The 17,787-nt window shown below is 49.8% G+C and carries 14 protein-coding genes; 11 read left to right on the top strand and 3 right to left on the bottom strand.

What is annotated here, in order from left to right; genetic code table 11:
* Positions 1-28 precede the first annotated feature (28 nt).
* The 3 genes from NG795_RS00370 to NG795_RS00360 all read left to right on the top strand — a co-directional run bounded on the left by NG795_RS00370 (position 29) and on the right by NG795_RS00360 (position 4,514).
* Complete coding sequence (locus NG795_RS00370; protein ID WP_367286690.1) at positions 29-2,494, top strand: hypothetical protein; 2,466 nt, start codon at positions 29-31, stop codon at positions 2,492-2,494.
* Positions 2,495-2,671: 177 nt separating this feature from the next.
* Complete coding sequence (locus NG795_RS00365; RefSeq protein WP_367286689.1) at positions 2,672-3,553, top strand: ABC transporter permease; 882 nt, start codon at positions 2,672-2,674, stop codon at positions 3,551-3,553.
* Between the two features lie 52 nt (positions 3,554-3,605).
* Entirely contained in the window at positions 3,606-4,514 is a 909-nt protein-coding gene (locus tag NG795_RS00360) for an ROK family protein (protein WP_367286688.1), read from the top strand.
* A gap of 18 nt (positions 4,515-4,532) precedes the next feature.
* Here the strand turns inward: NG795_RS00360 and NG795_RS00355 are convergent, their stop codons facing one another.
* Entirely contained in the window at positions 4,533-4,841 is a 309-nt protein-coding gene (locus tag NG795_RS00355; RefSeq protein ID WP_367286687.1) for a hypothetical protein, read from the bottom strand.
* A gap of 148 nt (positions 4,842-4,989) precedes the next feature.
* Between NG795_RS00355 and NG795_RS00350 the strand changes: the two genes are divergently transcribed.
* A complete protein-coding gene (locus NG795_RS00350; protein WP_367286686.1) occupies positions 4,990-6,162 on the top strand; it encodes a methyltransferase domain-containing protein in 1,173 nt (390 codons plus the stop codon).
* 160 nt (positions 6,163-6,322) lie between these two features.
* Here NG795_RS00350 and NG795_RS00345 read toward each other — a convergent pair whose 3' ends face one another.
* Together NG795_RS00345 and pyrG are read right to left on the bottom strand one after the other, a co-directional pair.
* A complete protein-coding gene (locus NG795_RS00345) occupies positions 6,323-6,748 on the bottom strand; it encodes a hypothetical protein (RefSeq protein WP_367286685.1) in 426 nt (141 codons plus the stop codon).
* A gap of 49 nt (positions 6,749-6,797) precedes the next feature.
* On the bottom strand, positions 6,798-8,462 hold the full coding sequence (gene pyrG / locus NG795_RS00340; RefSeq protein WP_367286684.1) for a CTP synthase: 1,665 nt from the start codon (positions 8,460-8,462) through the stop codon (positions 6,798-6,800).
* Positions 8,463-8,642: 180 nt separating this feature from the next.
* On the opposite strand from pyrG, the gene NG795_RS00335 reads away from it, so the two are divergent.
* The 7 genes from NG795_RS00335 (at position 8,643) to NG795_RS00305 (ending at position 17,713) form a co-directional block, all read left to right on the top strand.
* Positions 8,643-8,885 (top strand): hypothetical protein, encoded by a 243-nt coding sequence (locus tag NG795_RS00335; protein WP_367286683.1) that lies wholly within the window; start codon positions 8,643-8,645, stop codon positions 8,883-8,885.
* Positions 8,872-9,951, top strand: coding sequence for an N-acetylmuramoyl-L-alanine amidase-like domain-containing protein (locus NG795_RS00330; protein ID WP_367286682.1), 1,080 nt, complete (start codon positions 8,872-8,874; stop codon positions 9,949-9,951). The genes NG795_RS00335 and NG795_RS00330 overlap by 14 nt, the downstream gene beginning before the upstream one ends.
* Before the next feature lie 88 nt (positions 9,952-10,039).
* Positions 10,040-11,800, top strand: a complete 1,761-nt coding sequence (locus tag NG795_RS00325; RefSeq protein WP_367286681.1) for an N-acetylmuramoyl-L-alanine amidase — start codon at positions 10,040-10,042, stop codon at positions 11,798-11,800.
* Positions 11,801-12,079: 279 nt separating this feature from the next.
* Positions 12,080-13,117 (top strand): tetratricopeptide repeat protein, encoded by a 1,038-nt coding sequence (locus NG795_RS00320; protein ID WP_367286680.1) that lies wholly within the window; start codon positions 12,080-12,082, stop codon positions 13,115-13,117.
* A gap of 215 nt (positions 13,118-13,332) precedes the next feature.
* Complete coding sequence (locus NG795_RS00315) at positions 13,333-14,871, top strand: thioredoxin-like domain-containing protein (protein ID WP_367286679.1); 1,539 nt, start codon at positions 13,333-13,335, stop codon at positions 14,869-14,871.
* Positions 14,872-15,294: 423 nt separating this feature from the next.
* Positions 15,295-16,731 carry a NupC/NupG family nucleoside CNT transporter gene (locus NG795_RS00310; RefSeq protein WP_367286678.1) on the top strand — a complete coding sequence of 479 codons (1,437 nt, stop codon included), beginning with the start codon at positions 15,295-15,297 and terminating at the stop codon, positions 16,729-16,731.
* A 184-nt stretch (positions 16,732-16,915) separates the two neighbouring features.
* Positions 16,916-17,713, top strand: coding sequence for a hypothetical protein (locus NG795_RS00305; RefSeq protein ID WP_367286677.1), 798 nt, complete (start codon positions 16,916-16,918; stop codon positions 17,711-17,713).
* Positions 17,714-17,787 lie beyond the last annotated feature (74 nt).

Here is a 17,787-nt window from a genome sequence, read left to right as displayed (position 1 = left end):
CCTATCCCCCTTACCTTTGAGATCTCGGATGAACAACCCTATTCGCAAGCGAGCACCCGTGAGTCCGGCCACCGCGAACCGGCGGCCACCGCGCAAACCCGTGCCTGCATCGCCTGCTGCGAAATCGCGAACGCGACGCGATGGCGGCGATCGGGTGTCGCCGCCTCGGAAAACGCCGCAAGTCAGCCGATCGCGAGGGGCTCGCCCCCTAGATCCCCAACCGGGCAATGGATTGAGTGCGATCGCCGCCATCACCGGCAGTACCACTTTATTCTTTTGCGGCGCATGGTTGAGCGTTCGCCTGATTGTTGATCCCGCCTCCATCAACTGGGTCCAATCCTGGTTACCTGCCGCCTCCCAAGTCCCGATCGCCAACAAAGAAGCCCCCCAAACCCTCCAGGAGATCACCGACCAAATTCGAGAAGCCGGACTGATTCCGGCCGCCACCCTCCCCCTGGATTCTCCACCCCAAGACTCAAACCCAACCCCCTCCAAAGCCCAACAGCAACTGCTGATGCCGGTGATGGTGGAAATCCCCTGTTCAGGGACTCCAGAAGCCACCGCCACCCCTTGTCAAGCCGTAGCCGAACTCCGGGTCTATCGTCCGGTCTTCAATCCCAACAATCCCAGTGATCCCCAGCCTTACTATCAACTCCTCAACAAGCTAGAAATCACCGGACCCGACCCATCTGGCCTCGTTCCCACCTTAACCGACAGCGAAGCCGCCACCCTCAGCGCGGGCCCGCAACCCCTGACCCGGTTGGACCCCTTTGAACAGGCCCCAGAACTGGGAAATTGGTTTAACTTACACAGCGATCGCACCTTCGGCAAGCGCAAAATCGCTTATGGAAAAATCATCCATTACAACCCCGAAACCTTTCACCTCAGCGAAATGACCGAATGGGTCAGTCCCGAAGGTCATCTCCCCGAATGGCAGGACATCAGTGGAGGAGGGGATCCCGAACTGGTGATCAATCGCACCCTCGGCATGGAACCCCAGTTCCAAATCTATCAAATCAAACCCATCCAATTTTTCCTGAATCCCATCCGCCTAGAGGAAATCTCCCTCGTGGAACCCTTCCTCAATTCCCGCGCCTACCGAGATGCCCTTTTGCTGGCCAGAAGTGGCTTATGGTCTGCCGCCTGGGAATTAATGGCCTCCCTCAAACAGGACAGTTCCGGTTCAAGCTGGCCCCAATCCGCCCAAGCCCAACTGGATGTGCTGCGGTATCATGCCCAAATCACCCAAACCCAAGCCAACGCCACCGGCATGGAACCCCCCCAGCAAATCCTCACCGCCTTGATGGATGGCAACTGGAAAAAAGCCTTAGAGGTGTATGAGTTACAGCTAAAACTCGGGGATGAAATGGCAAGCTTGCTCACCGATGAGAAATTTGCCTTATGGAATCGCATCGAAACCGCCGTTCAAGTTAACCCGGGCCAAGCCGATGCCAAAGCCTGGGGGGCATTGGTTTTAGCCGCCCGCTACAATGACAGCGAAGCCGTTGCCTGGTTTGAAGAACAAGGGCAAAACACGGCCCAACTGCGCGATCGCATTTATAATTTGCTCGATGCCCGGGCTAATGCCAGTACCTACTCCGAAAAACTCAAAACCCATAAAAGTCAAATCATTGGGACCGCTTCCATGCTGTCCCAAGTCAATCCCCAGGACTGGCTTCGCCCCCAAGGCAGCCCAGCCTTAGAACTGCAATCCGGACAAGTTTGGTATCAAGTGCAAGTCAGTGGGTTTAATGACTCCCGTCGCTGGCGACAGGCCCCCTTTAAAGATATTACTCTCCCCAAATCCGCCCTGGGAAATCATCTGTGGAAAGAGTTGGGATTGCACAACGACCCCCAGATTCAAATCGGCGTTTGGATGCCGAATGGAGAGCAAAAAACCACCGTGGGGACCGTCAAGGGATTGCGGTTAGTCGGGGGGAACTTACTCCTACTGACCACAAGCGATGCGATTCCCACCCCAGAAATTGGGTCAGGCGTGTCCAAACCCTTGAGTTTGACCGAGGCTGCCTTACAATGGCGATCGCCCACACCTCAAACCCTCAAACAATTGCAACGGGATGATCCGGAATGGGTGGAAATGCTACTGCCTTCCTTGTGGCAGGAGTTGCAAACCACGGGCCAGGTCCCCCAGGGCCCAGTTCCTTCCCAGGAACAAATGCTCACCCAATTGGGCGGATGGTTCGTCCAATCCACGGAGCTCACCGGCAACAACTGGCCCGAAGCCGTGATCACCTTGCGGAGTGATGCCTTAGTGCCCTCCCCCGGATTCTCCCATGCCGCCTACCGGACCCGCACTTTAATTTTTGATGACCAAGGGGCACTGATTTACAGTGAACTCTCTACCGCAGACAGCCAAGCGATCGCCGGCATTGCCGATCTACCCACTGGCGGACTCCCCGTCTTAGTGGTAGAAGGAAGCAATGGGTACAGCTTGCAGCGTTGGTCCAGCGATCGCCAGCGGTTTGAGTTTTAACCTACCCATTCCAGTCCCCTCCCCTTGCTAAGGGGAGGGAACCGGAGGTGGCGTTACTTGTTTTGACCCCACCCTAACCCTCCCCTTGCTAAGGGGAGGGAACCGGAGGTGGCGTTACTTGTAAGGCAAATCACCATAAGGGTTTTTACACCCAACACTACCCCTCCACTCCCCTTCATGACTACCCAGAAACTTCGACTGCCTCGATTCATGCGATCGTCCCACGGTCCCAACTTATCCATGCAAATGATGGGAGTGGGATTAGGGATTACCTTGATGTTCGTGTTAATTGCCTTGTTCTCTCCCCTGTTAATCTCCTGGGGATGGCTAACGGACCCCACAGAATTTCTCAGTCATCCCATCCATGACGCGCCCTCCTGGGACCATTGGTTTGGGACCAATCGCCTGGGATATGATGTCTTGAGCCGGACCTTGATGGGGTCTCGCGTCGCATGGCAAGTCGTGATTTTAGCGACTGCCTTGAGTATGGCGATCGGGGTTCCCCTGGGGTTAGTCAGTGGCTATTTAGGCGGCAAATTAGACCGGACCCTGTTATTTTTGATGGACACAATCTACACCTTGCCGGGATTATTGCTGTCGATTACCTTAGCCTTTGTCGTCGGTAGAGGCATTTTTAATGCTGCGATCGCCCTGAGTATTGCCTACGTTCCCCAGTATTATCGCGTCGTCCGCAATCACACCGTCAGCGTCAAAACCGAACTGTTTATCGAAGCGGCCCAGGCAATGGGGGCCTCCACCTGGCGCGTCCTCTCCCGCTACCTATTTTTAAACGTGATTCAAAGCGTCCCAGTCCTCTTTACCCTCAATGCTGCTGATGCCATCTTAATCCTCGGCGGATTAGGCTTCCTGGGATTAGGACTTCCCGAACAAGTCCCCGAATGGGGAAACGACCTCCGTCAAGCCCTGGATGCCTTACCCACTGGCATTTGGTGGACCGCCTTTTTCCCCGGCTGCACCATGACTTTAATGGTGGTGGGATTGTCCCTTTTGGGAGAAGGATTAAACGAATTTGTTAATCCGAAAATGCGGAAGGAATAGCCCAATTTCGGGTTAACAAGAACAAGGACATAAGACCCAGGACAAATAACAAATGACAACTGAAAATAACCCCTTCGTCATCGGAATTGATTTAGGCGGGACGGCGATTAAATTAGGACGATTTGAGTTAGAGGGGACCTGTAATGAATCTTGGTCTGTAGATACCCCGAAACCGGCGACACCAGAGGCAGTATTACGAGTGCTTGTGGATGCGATCGCCCAAGTGGACCCGGATAATCAATGTCGGGCAATTGGGGTGGGGACACCGGGTCCTGTGGATGCCACGGGTCAAATTGCCAAAGTAGCGATTAATTTGGATGGGTGGCAGGATGTCCCCCTGGGTTCATGGTTATCCCAAAAAACCGGCAAACCTGTAATTCTCGCCAATGATGCCAATTGCGCCGGATTGGGAGAAGCTTGGTTAGGGTCCGGGCGTCAGTTTCGCAATCTAATTTTGCTCACCCTAGGGACTGGGGTTGGCGGTGCAATTATCCTTGATGGGAAGTTGTTTACCGGCCATACTGGGGCGGCAGGGGAGTTAGGATTAATTACGATTAATTTATATGGTCCTGAGTGTAATAGTGGCAATAAAGGCTCGTTAGAGCAGTATGCTTCAGTGCAAGCGATTCAACGGGCGACTCGGACCACCCCAGAAGAAATTGGTCATGCCGCGCGATCGGGCAATCGGCAGGCGTTGGAGTTTTGGGAAGGATATGGACATCATTTGGGGGCGGGATTAGCCAGTTTAATTTATGTGCTGACCCCAGAGGCGATCATCATTGGTGGTGGAATTAGTGCGAGTGCGGAATTTTTTATTCCAGCGGCGATCGCCGAAATTGAACGCCGGGTCCTGCCGGTTTGTCGGCCCAATTTGCAGGTTTTAGTCGCTGAATTAGGTAACAAAGCCGGTATGGTTGGAGCAGCTAAATTAGCATGGCAAACCATCGAGGATAGCCTTTAAAAAGTCAAGTTTTGAGGATTAATCGGGTGACGAAAGCTCAAGCAATTGTAGGGTGGGCAGTGCTCCATCGATATCGTGCAGGGAAGACACTTGAGATGGTGCCACCACTCCCGGCACCAAAAAGTTTTTTGCCAATTCAGCGACTGGCGATCGCAACGTGGTAAAATTCCGCCGATAGGCAATTAGCAATTCCATCAGCCGTTTGTCCATCAGCACCCCCGCTTCTTTGAGTTCTACTGCCGCTTGCGACAGGCGACTGCTCAACCCTGGCAAGCGGTCTTTCAGATTGTTGAGTTCTTGCTGCAACTGTTGACGATCGGGTGTCATGGAAAATATCTCTAATCGATTCCCATTTTATTTTGCCTGGGAAGGGGATGTTGCGATCGCCGCTCGGTTCTCTTTTTCCCACTGTATGAGATAAACTGGCTTATCGCTTTAATTTTTATCCTCAAAATCGATATCTAAACCTACAAATATGTCCATTTCTCAGCGGTTTAACTATTGTATTGATTCTCCACAAACCGATCGCATCGTTACCCCTTCCGTGGTAGTGAGCGGTTGGATTATCTGCGAGGGGGGTCAGGCGATCGCCGATCTGAACCTCCGGACAACCTCCGGGAACTATTCTCGCCAACTCAACTCAGTCAGCCGTCCCGATGTCGAAGCCATTTACCCCCATCAATCGGCGGTGGGATTTCACCAGCTTTTATCGATTCTTGAATTACCGACTCAAGAATCTTATTTTATTTCATTTTCTCTGGCTGGAGAAACTTGTCAATTTCCCATAAATTTATCGATTTCTGAAGAAGCAATCGCTACATTGAGAAAGGCAAAAGCTCAAAAATTAAACAAAATTAAGCAAGTTTTGCAATGTCCGATCTGTGGCAGTGCCGTTCTGACTGCTGTAGAACGCCGCTTGCACTGTGACAACTGCCAGAATGAATTTAGTTTCAATGACAGTTGTTACAATTTTTTAAATTCAGAATTAATTGAAAAAGGGAAAATTAAAAGCACGGAAAATGTCTCTGCGTTTGGATACGATCCAGTAGCTACTGAATATATTTCGCAATTTGCTGATGGATTGATTCTCGATAATGGTTGTGGCTTAAAAAACAAATACTATGAAAATGTCGTTAATTTTGAGATTGTCGAATATCCGACAACAGATGTAGTAGGTATTGGAGAAAATTTACCTTTTAAATCGGAAAGTTTTGACGCAGTATTTTCGTTTTTAGTGTTAGAACACGTCAGACATCCATTTGACTGCGCGAGAGAAATCCTGAGAGTGGTGAAACCGGGAGGAACTATCTACGCGATCGCCCCATTTCTGCAACCGTTTCATGGCTATCCCGATCATTACTATAATATGACCAGTAACGGACTGAAAAACTTGTTTGCCGACCGGGTAGAAATTGTGAAATGTGACGTATATCCGAAAGCCCTCCCAATTGCCTGCTTAACCTGGTTTCTCAATGCTTATTTGCGGGGTTTGCCCCAACCCGTTGCCGAAAAATTTAAAAACATGAAAGTAGGCGAACTTTTGGGACATCATCGCGAGTATAACGATTGCGATTTCGTCACCGAACTTAGCCCCAAAGTTAATGATGAACTCGCTTGTGCGAATTACCTGATAGGCCGGAAAATATAAAAAATAACTAAGCAAGAAAAGGGCTCGATAGTCAACGATGCGATTGCAGAACTTCAAAGATTTAGAAGTTCAAAGATTTAATGGAGAAAAAGGGGGGGCAAGTCTTGCCCGCCCATCAGAATGACCCAAGGCGATCGAGGAGAAATAAATATGAATCCGCCTATCCGGTTAAATCATGACCCGTGGTCTGTTCAATGTAGTCAATGACCTTCTGATAATCATCGGGATTGCTTTGAGGATGGATGATAATTCTCATCCCACTATCGGGTAAGAAAAAGGAGATTTTTCCATTACCCGGCGCGCAACAAAAGGAACTAATTCGATTCAAATCGATATCGTATTCTTCCCGCTCATAATGAATTTTCACCCAATGAGAGCCGAGAGAGTATTGTCGGGTTTTGTTGATAAAATTGACCACGGTTTGATAAGCCTCGGTATTACTCTGAGGATGAATAACAACAGGAGTGCGACTTTGCGGTAACCAAAAGGCAATTTTTCCGTTTGGCGATCGACAAAAAGCACCGATCCGCGCTAAATCCACGACGTATGTCTCTCTGTCATAAATAAATTTGACCCAATACGTCACAAAACCTCCTCTCTCGGCAATTCAATCGCATTTACAGCCCTGTCATCGGTTACGATCGCCCAGGAGTGATGGCAGCCGAAATCTCCGATGAAACCGAGGATTCGGCATCATCATCCGACAGGGAAGCCAATGCCGCTTGGATGAAGCCTTTAAATAAGGGATGGGGGTTACTGGGTCGAGATTGAAACTCGGGATGGAATTGGGTGGCAATGAAAAACGGATGAGACGGCAGTTCAATAATTTCCACCAGTCGTCCATCGGGGGAAGTGCCACTCACCACATATCCAGTTTCAATAAATAGGTTGCGATAAGCATTATTGAACTCATAGCGATGGCGATGGCGTTCATAAATCACCTCTTGTTGATAAGCCGAGGCAGCAAGAGTATCGGGAATTAATCGACAGGGATATAATCCCAACCGCATGGTTCCGCCCAAATCCACCACATCTTGCTGTTCAGGCAGGAGGTTGATAATGGGGTTGTTGGTATCAGGGTCGAACTCGGCGCTGTTGGCATCGGCTAATTTAGCAACGTGACGTGCCCATTCGATCGCCGCGCACTGCATTCCTAAACATAACCCCAGGAAGGGAATCTGCTGTTCTCGGGCATACTGAATCGCCGAAATTTTCCCATCCACCCCGCGAATTCCAAACCCACCCGGAACCAAGACCCCTTGGACATCTTTGAGAAATTTTTCGGGTCCATAAGCTTCGATATCTTCGGAGTTGACCCAACGCAGGTTAACATCAGCCCCAAAGGCGATCGCCGCGTGTTTAATCGCTTCAATGACCGAGAGATAAGCATCACTCAACCGGACATATTTTCCAACAATGGCAATATCAATCGGTTTACCCTTTCCATACAACCGTTCTACCAGAATTTGCCATTGTTTGAGGTCTGGTTGACGGGGGTCGAGTTTGAGCAGATCTAAGGCTTGCTCCGCCAATCCTTCTCGTTCTAAAATCAGGGGAACTTCATAAATGCTGCTGGCATCTGGCGAGGTAATCACGCATTGCACCGGAACGTCACAGAACTCTGACATTTTTTCCTTGAGTCCCACAGGCAGAGGGCGATCGCATCGACAGACTAAAATATCCGGTTGGATCCCAATCGATCTAAGTTCCTTCACCGAGTGCTGAGTCGGTTTCGTCTTCATCTCTCCTGCGGCACTAATCCAAGGCACCAGGGTGACATGAATGTACAGGACATTATTGCGCCCGACTTCCTTGCGAAACTGCCGAATCGCTTCCAAAAACGGTTGGGATTCGATATCCCCCACCGTTCCGCCAATTTCCGTAATCACCACATCCGGATTCGTATTTTTCGCCACCCGTTTGATGCGTTCTTTGATTTCATTCGTAATATGGGGAATCACCTGCACCGTTCCCCCCTGATAATCCCCACGGCGTTCTTTGTTCAAGACTGCCTGATAAATGGAACCTTGGGTCACGCTATTGAGACAAGACATGGACGTATCGGTGAAGCGTTCATAATGTCCTAAGTCTAAATCGGTTTCAGCGCCATCCTCAGTAACAAAGACCTCTCCATGTTGAAAGGGACTCATCGTACCAGGGTCAACATTAATATAAGGATCCAATTTCAAAATGGAGACGGAATAATCCCGGGACTTGAGCAACCGTCCCAGACTCGCAGCAACGATCCCTTTTCCGATACTGGAAACCACACCACCCGTTACAAACACAAACTTAGTCATAAAATTTACCCAACGCTGTGATTTACGCGCCTATATCCTGGGTTCATTGTGCCACATTTTCCGGCAGGAGTACCCGCAATCTGGGTCCTAAAACCATTAATCCTAACGGGGAATGGGAGAATACCCCATTTTCGGTTCGGGTCCTGGCAGACCCCTTGAGCGGAAGAGGTCCGATGGGCAATGCATAATTTATTCTACAGTCAGGATTTAGACCCCATCATTAAAATTGAAAGATTGATGACAGATGTTACGCTGGCACAAACAGGGTTCAAACAAAGGACTCTGGGTGCTAGGGTGCATGGCAATGATTCGGACAAGTTTGGGGAGAGAATCCTGTTGGGGTTGCTCCTTGTGTGGATTGTCCACGTCATTAAGATTGGCGATGGGTATGAGCAAAGAGAAGATCATAATGAAAAAGTCTAGCAATCGACCGAAACTATTACCCCTGGCAATATGTGGATCTCTGACGGTGTTCCCCGTATTCGGGACCCTAGGGGGGACTGTATCCGGGGGGACCGCGCCTAAAACCCTCTTTACTTTCATTCCCGAGGTTGCTGGGGCCCCGATCGCCCAGGACACTTCTGAACCTCGGGAATTGCCTCTGATTGATCCGAATGCTGAGGACCCTGTGGATCTTGAACCCCAGGACTGGGTTGATTTTGAACCCCAGGGGGTTGAGTCTGCATCCGAGGACCTCAAGTTTGGACAGGTCATGCAAGGGGCCATGTCTAAAAATTTGAGCCGTCGCCCCCTAAGTGAGATTATCTCCCTCGTGGCGGAACAATTTATCGGTACCCCTTACGTTGCCGGTTTATTAGATAAATCTCCAGATGAAACCCTGGTAATTTCCCTCGCCGGGTTTGACTGTGTATTATTTATAGAAACTGTCCTGGCGATCGCCCGAGGAATTGCAGTGCGGGATTACACCTACCAAGGGTTTAGCGATCGGGTTGAACAACAACGCTATCGTGATGGTAAACTCACGGATTACTGTAGCCGTCTCCACTATTTCTCCGACTGGATTTATGATAATAGCAAACGCGGTCTCGTCGAAAATATCACCCAATCCCTCGGGGGAATTCCTCTGAATAAAACCTTGAATTTTATGACAGAGCATCGTCAAAGCTATCCCCAACTCGCCGATGATGGGAATTACAACTGCATCCGTCAAGTGGAAGCCAAGCTCAAGAATGTTCCTCTGACCTATATTCCACAAGACAAAATTTCTACCCTCTACGATCGCCTGCAACCGGGAGACATCATCGCCACCGCTACGGATATCGAAGGACTCGATGTCAGCCATACCGGATTGGTTTATCAATCCCAAGATGGCAAAATGGGATTTATTCATGCTTCTCCCAGTGGACAAGTCACGGTTTCCCCTGATTTACAATCTTACGTCCAAGCGGTGGAGGGTCAAATTGGCATTATTGTGGCCCGTCCCCTAGATACCCGGCCTGAACGTCCAGATACTTTACCTTCTTTTTAAAGCATTAAAGGAGTAGTTGACCGGATAAATTCGCTCAATTTCCCCTTTAATGCTTGCCGAATTCGAGCTAATTTTGACTTTTACCCCCATGCGAAACCTTTTTCTATCTACGGCGATTGCATCTATTATGCTCACCACTCCTGCTGCTGCCCAAAAACGCCTGTTTGTTGCCTATCCCCCCCCGGAACACAAAACCACTTCTGACCGCATTTTCTTAATTGGTACGGCTGCACCGGATGCGGAAGTTTTAGTTAATGGGCAACGAATTGAACGCAGTCCTGCTGGACATTTTGCTCCGAGTTTTCCCTTGGAATTAGGGGAAAATATTTTTACCTTAACCCATCAAGACCAACAACTTCAAATCAAGATCACCCGAGAGTCTAGTTCGCCGCCGGTTCCCGAAGGAATGGCTTTTGTGGAGAGTTCTCTAACGCCGACGGTTGATATTGCCCGAATGCCGGGAGAGTTGATTTGTTTTGGGGCAATTGCGCCGCCAAATGCGACGGTTTCTGTGCAAGTTGGCGATCGCACGATTCCGTTGATGCTGAATCGGGAATCAGTTTCTCTGCCTTCTAATTTAGCAGTATTAACTGGAACAACAGAGCCGAATATTTCCCGGGAAGCGGGTAATTTTGAAGGCTGTACTACTGCACCTCAAGATCCTGCAAATTGGGGTCAACCGCGTTATCAATTGTCCATGAATGGACAAACCAAAACCCAAATGGCAGCGGGTAAGATTGAGATTGTTTCCCCCAGTCAAATTACAGTAGCTGAAGTGACTGCCGAGGCAGCGACGGCCCGCACCGGCCCCAGCACCAATCATTCTCGTCTCACACCGTTACCCAAGGGGACTCGCGCTGCCATCACGGGACGGGAGGGCGAATGGATTCGGTTAGATTACGGGGCCTGGATTAAAGCGGAGGAAGCCCAAATTTTGTCTGCTGGGATTCCCCCGCGATCGGCCATTCGCGGGGTGCGATCGCGGCAGGTTCCCGGATGGACCGAAGTGCTATTTCCCCTGCAAACCGCTGTACCCGTTACCGTTACCCAGGGCGATCGCAATATGGTACTCACATTGCACAATACTACCGCTCAAACTGATACCATCGCCTTCAACGATGATCCCTTAGTCGAACGCATGGATTGGCAACCCTCCGGTACGGATCAAGTGGAATATACCTTCCACTTTAAACCCTCCCATCAATGGGGATACAAATTGCGCTATGAAGGCACAACCCTGATTCTCTCCCTACGTCATCCCCCCACCGTCACCGGCAGCCGCAATCAACCCCTAGCTGGGATGAGAATTCTCCTCGATGCAGGACATGGCAGTAGCGAGGACCTCGGTGCTCGCGGACCCACAGGGTATCCCGAAAAAGATGTCACCCTGATTGTCTCCAAACTTCTGCGAGATGAACTCCAACAGCGCGGCGCGACGGTGTTAATGACCCGAGAAGGAGATGAAGATTTATGGCCGCACGATCGCGTTGAACAAATCGAACAAAACGAACCTCACCTTGCCCTCAGCGTCCATTATAATGCCTTACCCGACTTCGGCGATGCTATCAATACCGCTGGAATTGGGATGTTTTGGTATCATCCCCAAGCTCATGATTTATCCGTATTTTTGCATAACTATTTAGTGCAGAAATTAAACCGTCCGTCCTATGGCGTGTTTTGGAATAATTTAGCCTTAACTCGTCCCACGGTTGCTCCCTCCATTTTACTCGAACTTGGGTTTATGATCAATCCCACTGAGTTTGAGTGGATTGTCGATGAACGGGAACAGAAAAAGTTAGCCAAAACTCTGGCTGATGGGATTGTGGACTGGTACGCAACAACTCGCTAAAGTCTCACCCTCCTAAGAGAGTAACAGAAACCGGGTTTCGGCGATAAGGGTTGTTTCATTGCCTAAATTTAGGACAAAAACCCGGTTTCTCAACCCCTACAAGAGGAGCTGAAACCGGGTTTTTACAACAATTTTTGTTTCATCGCCTAATACCCATTTCATTAATCTTGGCTACCCATTTGATATTAGGTTCAGATTAAGTCGTGATATTGTATAGTTATAATTAAGCTTAAATAGACATTTCAGCATTCTCAATCGGTCATAAAGGTAGCCTCTGGTATGGACTTTGTAGAGACTAGACGATCGCAAGAATTAAGGGAACAGGCCGTAGAGTTGGCGATCGCCAATCGTGAGAGTGAAGCGAGTGCCGTTTTTGCCGAGGCAACTACAGCGACTCGCGCTATTCGTAAAATGTCCAGTCGAGCCATTGCCTTGTGCGAATTAGCAACAGCATTCCACCGAGCCAACCGTCATGAAGAAGCACAGGCTCTGTTTGCCGAAATCCCCCAAATTGCTCAGTCCCTTTGGCCTGCTTACAGTCGAGAAAACGTTCTAAGTGAGCTAGTGGCAGCGCTGGCGCAAACAGGACAGTTTACCGAAGCTGCCTCTGTTGCGGCTTCTTTGGCGGGGGAACAAGAGCGCATCAAGGCGCTGAGGAGTTTGGCAACTGCCTTGACTCAAGCGGGAAACTTTGAGGAAGCGGCAAATGTGATTCGTTCGATGACCAAGGGTAGTCAGCGAGTCCGTGCGTTTTTAGAGTTGGCAGTAGCATTGGAGAGTAGCGATCGCCCAGATGAAGCCAGCGCTATCTTCGCCGAAGCCACCTCTGCGGCTCGTTCTTTGTGGTTTCTGTCAGTTTATTCTCTACTTGATGTGATGACAACTCTGGAGCAAGTAAACCGACCCAGGGAAGCGGATGCGGTGTTGACTGAAACAAAAGCGATCGCCTATTCTCTGGGTGATGAGGTAGACCGAGAGAATAGTCTCAACCACCTGGCCAAGGCACTCATAAAACTTGGACATTTTTCTGATGCTATAGAAGCTGCTCACGCCATGCGCTATCCGGGTTGGACGGAAAAGGCGCTCTGTGAAATTGTGGCAGCGCAGGCTCGTTCTGGACAGTTATCTGAGGCCACTGCATTAGCCTACTCCATCCCTGTTGATGGTTATCGCGGGGAAGCGTTGAATCATGTGGGTGCCGCACTCAAGTTAGCTAATCGGGATGCGGAAGCGAGTGCCATTCTCTTGGAGGCGGAAGAAACTCTGAAATCTGCTCGAAAAGCCCGAGCAGAGGCGCTTGCGGAGGAGTTGGATTGAATGTGAGTGGGAGTATTTTCAATCATGCGATCGCGATCGGTCTGGCATCTTACTCCATCACCTCGTTTCTGTGACCCTTGTTGTTTCATGGCCTAAATTTAAAAAAGAAATCGGGTTTCTCACCCCCCCCTATAAAAGGAACAGAAACCGGGTTTCTACGACAATTTTTGCCATATCACTTAAAATAATGTAGTAAATTTATTGAAGTCAATCTTATGAACCTTCCTCGGGTGAGAGCGCCAGAATTTCCTTCCCATCAACCTTGGTTAAATTGCGATCGACCCTTATCCCTCGGTCAATTAAAAGGCAGAATTGTTCTGCTTGACTTCTGGACCTATTGCTGTATTAATTGCCTGCATATTTTACCCGATTTAAAATACTTAGAGCAAAAATATCCCGACCATCTCACGGTTATCGGCGTTCATTCGGCTAAATTTGAGAACGAAAAGGAAACAGAGAACATCCGGCAAGCAATTCTTCGATATGATATCGAACATCCGGTCATTGTGGATCAGGAGTTTGAAATTTGGCAACAGTATGCCGTGCGCGCATGGCCGACTTTAATTTTAATTGATCCCCTGGGATATGTGGTGGGAATGGTTTCGGGAGAAGGGAAACGGGGGGAATTGGATGAGGCGATCGGCCAATTAATCGCCCAGCAGCAAGCTCAAGGCTCAGTCTCAATCCCCCCTATCAAACCTGTCCTAGAAAAACAGAAAAATCCCTTAATTACCCCCTTAGCCTTTCCGGGGAAAGTCCTCGCCGATGCCGCCAGCAGTCGCCTATTTATTGCTGACTCCGGACATCATCGCATCATTGTCACTACCCTAGAAGGCACTGTACAATCCATCATCGGCAACGGCACCCCTGGATTAACCGATGGGTCTTTTTCTGAAGTCCAATTTTTTGGACCCCAAGGCATGAGTTGGGATGCCGACTGTCAGTGTCTTTATGTGGCGGATACGGAAAACCATGCCATCCGGCAAATCGATTTCACTACGCAACAGGTGCAAACCCTCGCCGGAACAGGAGAACAAAATCGCACCCTAGGCCCCCAAGGGGGTCACGGGTTAGAGACGCCTTTAAATTCTCCCTGGGATTTAGAACTAATTGGCGGGGAACTGTTATTAATTGCAATGGCCGGGTCCCACCAAATTTGGGCGTTGGATTTGATGGATGGGACCGTGGGGACCTACAGTGGCATCGGTGCAGAAGCTGGCATTGATGGAGAACTTGATGAGGCGGCATTTGCTCAACCTAGCGGCATTACCACCGATGATGAGGAACTGTTTGTTGCCGATAGTGAAATTAGTTCCATTCGCGGAATCGGGTTAGGGGATGAACCCCGGGTGCGAACCCTCTGCGGCAGTGGGGATTTGTTTGGATTTGGCGATCGCGATGGGACCGCAGAAGAGGCCCTCTTGCAACATTGTCTCGGCATTGAGTATGCCGAGGGCCTGCTGTGGGTTGCAGATACCTACAATCATAAAATTAAAACCGTCCAACCCAAAACGGGAGAGTGCAAAACGGTTCTAGGAGATGGAACCCCGGGATTATTAGACGGTAAAAATACCGCCACTCGCTTTTTTGAACCGGGGGGTTTGAGTATTGTTACAGGTATCCTTTATATTGCCGATACCAATAATCATCGCATCCGACAGGTAGCATTAGATACTTTAACCGTAACCACTCTGGAGTTTCCTGGATTATGTGCACCGGGGTTTTGTGTACCCGAGAATTCAGCGAAAAACTAACGACTCTAACATAAGGCTCAGACCGCTTCAAAAAGAAGGACACTCGGTCTGAGGCCAAGTCAAGAAAGCCCCTAAATAACCTCCCCGAACGGGGATTTTATTTTTTATCCGGACACAGAAAGAATTTTCTAAAAATTTTGACCGTAGAACTAGACAGGAATGCCGCGATAACGTTAGAATTTGGCCCGGGACGTCTAAATGGAAATTCACTTTCGCGTTTGATATAAAGAGTCAACGGTTATAGGTTTGAGTCAACTTTTTTCTTAAAGGTTCAAACCCAGTTGGCTACCCCTCAAGAGAAGTGGACAAAACGCACCCACCTCCTCTGGTTCCAAATGGTTGGAATGGGGGAGTGTTAAACCAGTCCAGTTGGCTTACAGTCGATCACCACACCGTTCATCGTGCGGGAGACGTCAATCGAAAATGAACCCGATATTAAATTTACTCTCATTACTCGGAATCGTGGGGCTATGCTTTATTGCATGGCTGGGTTCCGAAGATCGTCGCATTATTCCCTGGAAGGTCATTTTTTGGGGAATTGGCCTACAAATGGTTGTGGGATTAATCGTGTTTGGCTTGGGGAGCAATCTCGTTGAAGGACTGAGTGACTTGCTCAACGTGGTCCTAGATGCGTCAGAAGCTGGGGCGCAATTCCTGTTTGGGGGACCAGCTTCGATGTTGGTGGCTGACCCCAATTTTGCCGCAGGTCCAGGGCTAGCGGGTCGGTGGATTGCCCGAACTGTGGGCAATCCTTACGTTGCGGTGGCGGGCGATCGCCTCGGTACCGATAACCTCAATCCCGGTTTTGCTTATGTTCTGGCCTTTCGCGCCTTGCCCCAGGTGATTTTCTTCTCGGGATTGGTCAGTTTACTATATCGCCTGAATATTATTCAGCCGGTGGTCAAGTGGTTTGCGGTCATTTTCCAGAAAACCATGAGAATCAGTGGTGCTGAAGCGGTGGCAGGGGCGGCTAATATTTTTGTGGGGATTGAATCGGCGATCGCCATCAAACCCTTTTTATTAGACATGACCCGCAGCGAACTTTGCGCGATTTTGACCAGTTGCTTTGGCTCGATCGCCTCTTCGGTTTTAGCCCTGTATGCCGGTCTATTGCGCCCGACTTTTCCCTCCATTGCCGGTCACTTGGTCTCCGCTTCGATTATGACCATTCCCGCTTGTTTCGTGATTTCTAAACTGTTAATCCCCGAAACCGGCGAACCGAAAACCCTCGGGCACATTCCCGACGACAAAACCTCTGACTCGTCTAAACGTCCCAACCCAATGGATAGTTTAATTGGCGGGGCCTTGGATGGGGTGAAAATGGCCGTGGGAATTGCGGCTGCAATTATTGCCATTCTGGGAATGGTTGCCCTCATTAATGCGGTCTTTAGTGGGATCTCCTCCCTCGTCCTTGGAGCCTCTCCAGCGGGTGACACTTCTTTGGTGACCCAGTTCTTTGCTAATCCTCTAGCCAATCTCCTGGGAATGTTATTTTTACCCCTGACCTTTTTAACGGGGGTCTCCCTAGATTGGCAGGAATTGTGGACCTGTTCCCTGTTGATTGGCCGCAGGCTGTTTGAAACGAATATCCCCCCCTATCAAGCCCTGGGGGTGTTCGCCCAGACTGGGGAAATCAGCACTCGCGCCCTGTTAATCGTCAGCTATGTGCTCTGTGGGTTTACCCATTTCGCCTCCTACGGCATTTTTGTCGGCGGATTATCCGGGTTAATCCCTGAACGTCGCAATGAAGTGGCTTCTCTGGGCTTTAAAGCGCTTTGGGCCGGTACTTTAGCCACGTTAATGACCGGCTGTATGGCGGGGTTATTTGATATCGGTAACGCCGCTGTCTTAGGCCGCTAGAGGGTCGGTACTGTATTAAATCAAGGGGACAAGAAACCGGGTTTCATTGCCGTTACTTTGTGAGTGATTAGCTCATATTTTCTTGCATAAACCCGGTTTGTCTTCCCAATCCTGTACCGATACCCTGGGCGATCGCCTATTTCCTGGATCAATCACTCCCCGTATGAAAATGAGGACGCTGAAAATGAAACGCAACCGGCTTTGGCTGCTCGGTTTGGGTCTGTTAACGGCCCTGACCCTGATGATGGCCGACGATCGGGCAATTCCCCTGCACCCCCAGGTGGGTCTCTCGAATTTCCAGTTGAATGCTCGCGCAGCAGAGGCTCCTCCTAGGGTGATTCAAGTCGCCCAAAGAGGGTCTGGAAACACCCCATCTCCCCAATCTTCCCCCGCTTCCCCATCTCGCCAATCTTCCCCCACTGCTACTCCCGCCCCGAGTCTCTCTGCGGAAGAACGAGAGGCGAGTCCTGTCCAGTTGAGTGAAGAACCCTATAAAGACCCCGGGGGACGGTTTACTGTGGGACTGCTGGCGGAATATTTACCGGCTGAAAATGAAGAAGCTGAAGCGGAAAGAGGACGTCTGGAACCCTATAAAATTGGGTCTTCAGCGGGGATTCCATTAATCGAATCTCCTGATGGAAATTTAGCCTATACGGTGATTGTTCAACCCCTGGCGACGGCACGCCCCTTGAGTAATGAGGAGTTGGCAGAAATTGCCATTGAGGAATTTAAGCGCGGGGAAGGATTTAGTCCCGCTGAGTTTAGACCGATCGCCTCGGGAGAGGTGCTTGTCCCTTGGACGGGGATTTTTAATAATAAGACGCCGATGCAGGGGACAATTTTGGTCCGTCAGCGCGATCGCAGTGTCTATTTGTTGCTGATTTCTGCAACGGATGTGGCTGCATCGAAACTCGAACCGGCGATCGCCTTATTATTCGAGACCCTCGAACCCCTCACCCCCGAATCTTCTCCCAACCCTTAGCAAAACAAGGGGGCGCACCCTGTGCGCCCTTTTTAATAACTCACCTGGGATGAAGTAATTGTAGGCCCTTCGAC

This window comes from Laspinema palackyanum D2c, assembly GCF_025370875.1.
Lineage (GTDB): Bacteria > Cyanobacteriota > Cyanobacteriia > Cyanobacteriales > Laspinemataceae > Laspinema > Laspinema palackyanum.
The sequence above is the reverse complement of the archived record's forward strand: the minus strand, read 5'-3'. Positions and strand labels throughout refer to the sequence as shown.